Genomic DNA, 5,652 nt, shown 5'->3' on the forward strand with positions numbered 1-5,652 from the left:
GAACAGGGTGGACAGCGTCGACAGGCGCTGGTTGAGCGCGGTGAGACGCTCCTTCGACGCGTCGTCGAGTGCCGCGCCCGCGTGGGTCATCTCACGGAACCATCGCTCGACCAGGTAGCGGTCCTCGCCCTCGAGTCCCAGATCGTCGAGCTGCTCGTACACCGCGGCGACGCGCGCATACAGTGCCGAGTCGAGCTTGACGGCATCCTCGTGCGCCGCCATGAGCGGGGCGAGTTCCTCGTCGATCGCCTGGATCTCGTCCGTGGCGTGTGCGGAGGAGACCGTGTAGAACGCGTGCGCCACCCGCGACAGCAGCGCCCCCGCCCGCTCGAGCGCCACCAGGGTGTTCTCGAACGATGCAGGCGCCGGGTTCGCGGAGATCGCCTCCACCTCGGCGCGGTGCTGTCCGAACGCCTCCGCGAAGGCGGGCAGATAGTGCTCCGGACGGATGCGGTCGTACGGCGGGACCTCATAGGGGAGGGTCGGGGTCTCGAGCAGCGGGTTCACGGCATCCGTCATCCCTTCAGCCTAGGTGCGGGCGACGGAGTGTGCAAAGGATGTTATGCAAAGAAGTCCTTGCAAAGAACATCGTGCAAAGGTATCTTTGCACACATGAGCGACGAGACCCCTCCGGAACAGCCCGAACGCGCAGCCGAGCGCGTGCTGGATGCCGGCGCACTCCGTGCCCTCGCGCACCCGCTCCGCGTGCAGATCTACGACATCCTGTCGCAGTACGGCGCGCAGACCGCCTCCACCCTCGCCGGCATGACGGGGGAATCGTCCGGGGCCACCAGCTACCACCTGCGCGCCCTCGCCAAGCACGACCTCATCCGCGAGGTCGAGGGACGCGGCACCGCGCGGGAGCGGTGGTGGGAGCGCCCCAGAGGCGCGGTCTCGTTCGCCAATCCCGACGCGATGAAGACCCCGTCCGGCCGCGCGGCGAGCCAGGTCGTCATGAGCGAATTCCTCAAGCGCCGCAACGAGCAGCTCCTCGAGTTCGTGAACCGTTCGATGGACGAAGCCGATGCGTGGGCCGAGACGGCCATGATCTCCACAGCCACCACCGATCTCACGCAAGAGCAGATGACCGAGCTCACCACCCGCATCCAAGAGATCGTCAACGACGCGGTCGACAAGTACCGCGGCCAGGACGCACCGGGCACCCGCACGGTCACGATCCGCACCGACATCTTCCCGCTCCCCGAGCAAGGACACTGACATGACCGCCATCACCCCTGCCTGCCCGCCTCGCGTCGCCGCGAACCTCGGCGAGCGCACGCTGTTCACGATCTCGCAGCGCCTCGAGCGCGCGGCCGTCCTCCACATGCGCCGCCGCGCACAGCGCCTCGACCGCGAGCCCGCGATCCAGGCCGTGTACGAGCGCCAGCGCGACGTGCACGCGGCCGGCGCGCTGCGACTGTTCTGACGGTGACCGCCGTCGTCTCCGCGGCCGAGCGCACGCGACTCGGCCGCGGGTTCCGCACCCTGTGGGCCGCCACCGCGTTCAGCGGGCTCGCCGACGGCGTCGGCCGCACCGCCGTGCCCCTCATCGCCACGACGCTGACGACGGATCCGCTGCTGATCTCGCTCGTCACGGCGCTCGCGTTCGTGCCGTGGCTGCTGTTCGGCCTGCCGGCCGGCATGATCGTCGACCGGTACGACCGTCGCCTCGTACTGGCATCCGCCAACACGCTGCGCTGCGCGGTGGCGCTCGGTCTGGCCGTCCTCGCCGTCGCGCACAGCCTCACGATCATGTCGCTGCTCGCCGGCGTGCTGCTGTTCGGCTTCGGCGAGACCCTCTACGACAACGCCACCAACGCGGCACTCGCCGGAGTGGTCACCCGTCCGCAGCTCGACCGCGCCAACGGCTGGATCCAGACGGCGCAGATCACCATCGACAACTTCGTGGCCGTCCCGGTCGGCGGCGTGCTGTTCGGAGTCGCGCTCGCCCTGCCGTTGTGGGTCGGATCGGCCGGCTATCTCATCCCCATCGGCCTCGCCCTGCTGCTGCCCATCGCCGCGGCGCGGCCGCGGCACGACGCCGACGAGGGCAGGCACGTCGGCCCGTCCCGCGTGTCGGCACGCGAGGCGCTGCGGTACGTGTGGCATCAGCGGTATCTGCGGGCGATGATCCTCTTCACCTCGATCACGGGCAGCGCGTTCGCCTTCGCGCAGGCGGCGAACATCCTGCTCTTCCTCGACACCCACCGCGTCCGCCCCGCGGCGATCGGGTTCGTCACCGCGGCGATCGGCGCGGGAGCCCTCGTCGGCTCCCTGCTCGCCTCCTCGCTCGTGCGCCGGCTCGGACGGGGACCGGTCATGCTCGCCGCGAACCTGCTCGCGGGCGCCGGGCTGCTGGCCACGGGACTCGCCCCGAACCTCCCGGCGGCGCTGCTCGCCTACGCGACGGCCGCGTTCGCGATCTCGCTGTGGAACGTGCCCTGGGGTGCGCTGCGTCAGCAGATCGTCCCGCAGCGGCTCTTCGGCCGGGTGCTCGGCATCTCCCGCACGCTCACCTGGGGACTGTTCCCGATCGCGACCGTGCTCGGCGGCCTCGCCGCCCGCGCCGACCTTCGGCTGCCGTTCGTGATCGGCGGCGCCGTCGCCTTGGCGACCTCGGCCGTCGCCGCCCGCCTCATCGTCGTCGGCACCCGCGACGCCGGTGCCGACGCCCGGGACGAGACCGCGGATGAGGCGCCGGTCGCCTCGCTCTGATGCGCCGCCGTCAGTCCTCGATGCGCACGACCGGGGTGCCGGCGGCATCGGTCGTCACGATCGTGACCGTCGCGCCGTCGTCGAGCTCGGCAACCGGGCGGCCCTCCAGCCACGTGAGCGTCCAGCGCGGCAGCGGCGTGGCATCCAGATGCGACGCCTCCACCTGCCGGATGGTCGCCACCACGTCGGCGGACAGGCGGGCGGGAGGCTCCCCGCCCGCGTTCCAGCGCGTGCCCAGCTGCATCAGAGCTCACCCAGTTCGATCTCGCGCACCTCGGTGCCCTCGCCTGCGACGAACTCGATGACCTCGATCCGGCCGACGGCCTGCAGGTCGCCCTGCGCGGAGCGCAGTGCGTCGACATGCGGCGTCGCGATCACGATGCGGCGCACCGGCGTCTTCTGCGAGACCTTCGCCTCGGTCTTGGCCCGGCGGATGCCGATGAGCGCCTCGCCGACCGCCTGCAGCACCAGCGGGTCTCCGGCATCCTGCTCCGGCGCCACCGGCCAGGCGGCCGTGTGCACCGACCCGTCCTCGAACCACGACCACGCCTCTTCGGCCGCGAAGGCGAGCACGGGCGCCAGCAGACGCAGCAGCGCGGAGAGCGCCAGTCGCAGCGCGAGTGCGGCCGAGGGCTGACCCACGTCGGTCTGGTTGTACGCGCGCTCCTTGACGAGCTCGAGGTAGTCGTCGCAGAACGTCCAGAAGAACGACTCGGTCACCTCGAGGGCGCGCGCGTGGTCGTACGCCTCGTACGCGCGCGTCGCGTCGCGCACCACCTGGTGCAGGCCCGCCAGCATCGAGGCGTCCAGGGTGTGGGTGATCTCCGCCCCGTCCGGCACCGGGAACGACAGCACGAACTTCGCGGCGTTGAGCACCTTGATCGCGAGGCGCCGGCCGATCTTCACCTGCGTCGGGTTCTGCGGGTCGAAGGCGGCGTCCGCGCCGAGCCGGCTGGAAGCCGCCCAGTACCGCACCGCGTCCGTGCCGTGCTGCGCGAGGATGTCGGCGGGCGTGACCACGTTGCCCTTGGACTTCGACATCTTCTTGCGGTCGGGGTCGACGATGAAGCCGGAGATCGCGGCATCCGACCACGGCGCACGGCCGTCCTCCAGGGCCGAGCGCAGCATCGTGGAGAAGAGCCACGTGCGGATGATGTCCTGGCCCTGCGGGCGCAGATCGAACGGCGCCACCAGGTTCCAGAGCTCGTCGTCGCGCTGCCACCCGCCGGCGAGCTGCGGCGTCAGCGACGATGTCGCCCACGTGTCGAAGATGTCCTTCTCGGCCTCGAAGCCGCCCGGAACGCCACGCTGGTCGTCCGTGTAGCCGGCGGGCACGTCGGTGGTCGGGTCGACGGGCAGCTGCCCGAGGTCGGGGATGATGACGCGGTCGTAGTCGCGCTCACCGTTCTCGTCCAGGCCGTACCAGACCGGGATCGGCACGCCGAAGAAGCGCTGGCGGGAGACGAGCCAGTCGCCGGTCAGCCCGTTGGTCCAGTTCTCGTAGCGCACGCGCATGAAGTCCGGATGCCACGACATCTGCTGGCCGAGCTCGATGAGCCGGTCGCGCAGGTCGGTGTCGCGGGCGCCGTTGCGCAGGTACCACTGGCGGGTCGAGACGATCTCGAGCGGACGGTCGCCCTTCTCGAAGAACTTCACCGCGTGGCTGAAGGGCTTCGACACATCGATCAGCTCGCCCGACTCGCCCAGCAGCTCGACGATGCGCTTCTTCGCGCTGAAGACGGTCTTGCCGGCGAGCTCCGCATAGTGGGCCTTGGCCCGGTCGCCGACGATCACGTCGGGCGCGTCCATCAGCACGCGGCCGTCCTTGCCGAGGATCGTGCGGTTCGGCAGGCCGAGCTCGCGCCACCAGATGATGTCGGTCACGTCGCCGAAGGTGCAGATCATCGCGATGCCGGACCCCTTGTCGATCTGCGCGAGCGGGTGGGCGAGCACCGGCACCTCGACGTCGAACAGCGGGGTGCGCACCGTCGAGCCGAAGAGGGGCTGATAGCGCTCGTCGTCGGGGTGCGCGACGAGCGCCACGCAGGCGGGCAGCAGCTCGGGGCGGGTGGTCTGGATGTGCACGTCGCCCGAGCCGTCGGACTTGTGGAATGCGACCTCGTGGTAGCTGGCCTGCTGCTCGCGGTCCTCGAGTTCGGCCTGGGCGATCGCGGAGCGGAAGTCGATGTCCCACAGCGTCGGGGCGAGCGACTGGTAGGCCTCGCCGCGCTCCAGGTTGCGCAGGAACGCGAGCTGGCTGGTGCGGATGGTGTCGTCCGAGATCGTCCGGTAGGTCTGGGTCCAGTCCACCGACAGGCCGAGCTGGCGGAAGAGGTCCTCGAAGTGCTTCTCGTCCTCGACGGTCAGCTTCTCGCACAGTTCGATGAAGTTGCGGCGGCTGATCGGCACCTGGTCCGCGGCCTTGCTGGACTTGTTGTCGCCGCCCTCGAACGGGGGAGTGAAGCCGGCGTCGTACGGCAGGCTCGGGTCGCAGCGCACGCCGTAATAGTTCTGCACGCGGCGCTCGGTCGGCAGGCCGTTGTCGTCCCAGCCCATCGGGTAGAACACCGTCTTGCCGCGCATGCGCTCGAACCGCACCTTGAGGTCGGTGTGGGTGAAGCTGAAGACGTGCCCGATGTGCAGGCTGCCGGAGGCGGTCGGCGGGGGAGTGTCCACCGAGTACACCCCGGCGCGGCCGACCTCGACGGCCCGGGCGCGGTCGAACAGGTACGTCCCGTTCGCCTGCCAGGCGGCATCCCACTTCTGCTCGAGGCCTTCGAGTGCCGGCTTGTCGGGAATGGTCATAGAGGTCTCCTCGAGCGAATATGTGCGGCACTGTGTGAGCGTGCCTGAGTGTGTGGGATGTCGCACCAGTGTATCGGAGCCACGCGTCGGTGCCGGGTCGCGGGGCGGCGCTCAGGAGTCCGAGGACCGGCC

The 5,652-nt window shown here is 70.3% G+C and carries 5 protein-coding genes and 1 pseudogene; 3 read left to right on the forward strand and 3 right to left on the reverse strand.

The window, feature by feature from the left end; all coding sequences use genetic code 11:
- Nucleotides 1-519 (reverse strand): annotated as a pseudogene (locus VJR25_RS09980) (M3 family peptidase); the annotation flags it as partial.
- Between the two features lie 93 nt (nt 520-612).
- On the opposite strand from VJR25_RS09980, the gene VJR25_RS09985 reads away from it, so the two are divergent.
- The 3 genes from VJR25_RS09985 to VJR25_RS09995 are packed head-to-tail and all read left to right on the forward strand — an operon-like array spanning nt 613 to nt 2,715.
- Nucleotides 613-1,218, forward strand: a complete 606-nt coding sequence (locus tag VJR25_RS09985) for a helix-turn-helix domain-containing protein (protein ID WP_324114823.1) — start codon at nt 613-615, stop codon at nt 1,216-1,218.
- A gap of 1 nt (nt 1,219) precedes the next feature.
- Entirely contained in the window at nt 1,220-1,426 is a 207-nt protein-coding gene (locus VJR25_RS09990) for a hypothetical protein (protein WP_324114824.1), read from the forward strand.
- A gap of 2 nt (nt 1,427-1,428) precedes the next feature.
- Entirely contained in the window at nt 1,429-2,715 is a 1,287-nt protein-coding gene (locus VJR25_RS09995) for an MFS transporter (protein ID WP_324114825.1), read from the forward strand.
- A gap of 10 nt (nt 2,716-2,725) precedes the next feature.
- Here the strand turns inward: VJR25_RS09995 and VJR25_RS10000 are convergent, their stop codons facing one another.
- Both VJR25_RS10000 and valS read right to left on the reverse strand, forming a co-directional pair.
- Nucleotides 2,726-2,959 (reverse strand): hypothetical protein, encoded by a 234-nt coding sequence (locus tag VJR25_RS10000; RefSeq protein WP_324114826.1) that lies wholly within the window; start codon nt 2,957-2,959, stop codon nt 2,726-2,728.
- Nucleotides 2,959-5,520 carry a valine--tRNA ligase gene (valS, locus tag VJR25_RS10005; protein WP_324114827.1) on the reverse strand — a complete coding sequence of 854 codons (2,562 nt, stop codon included), beginning with the start codon at nt 5,518-5,520 and terminating at the stop codon, nt 2,959-2,961. Before valS ends, VJR25_RS10000 begins: the two co-directional genes overlap by 1 nt.
- Between the last annotated feature and the right edge of the window lie 132 nt (nt 5,521-5,652).

It is taken from the genome of Microbacterium sp. (genome assembly GCF_035277845.1).
GTDB lineage: Bacteria > Actinomycetota > Actinomycetes > Actinomycetales > Microbacteriaceae > Microbacterium.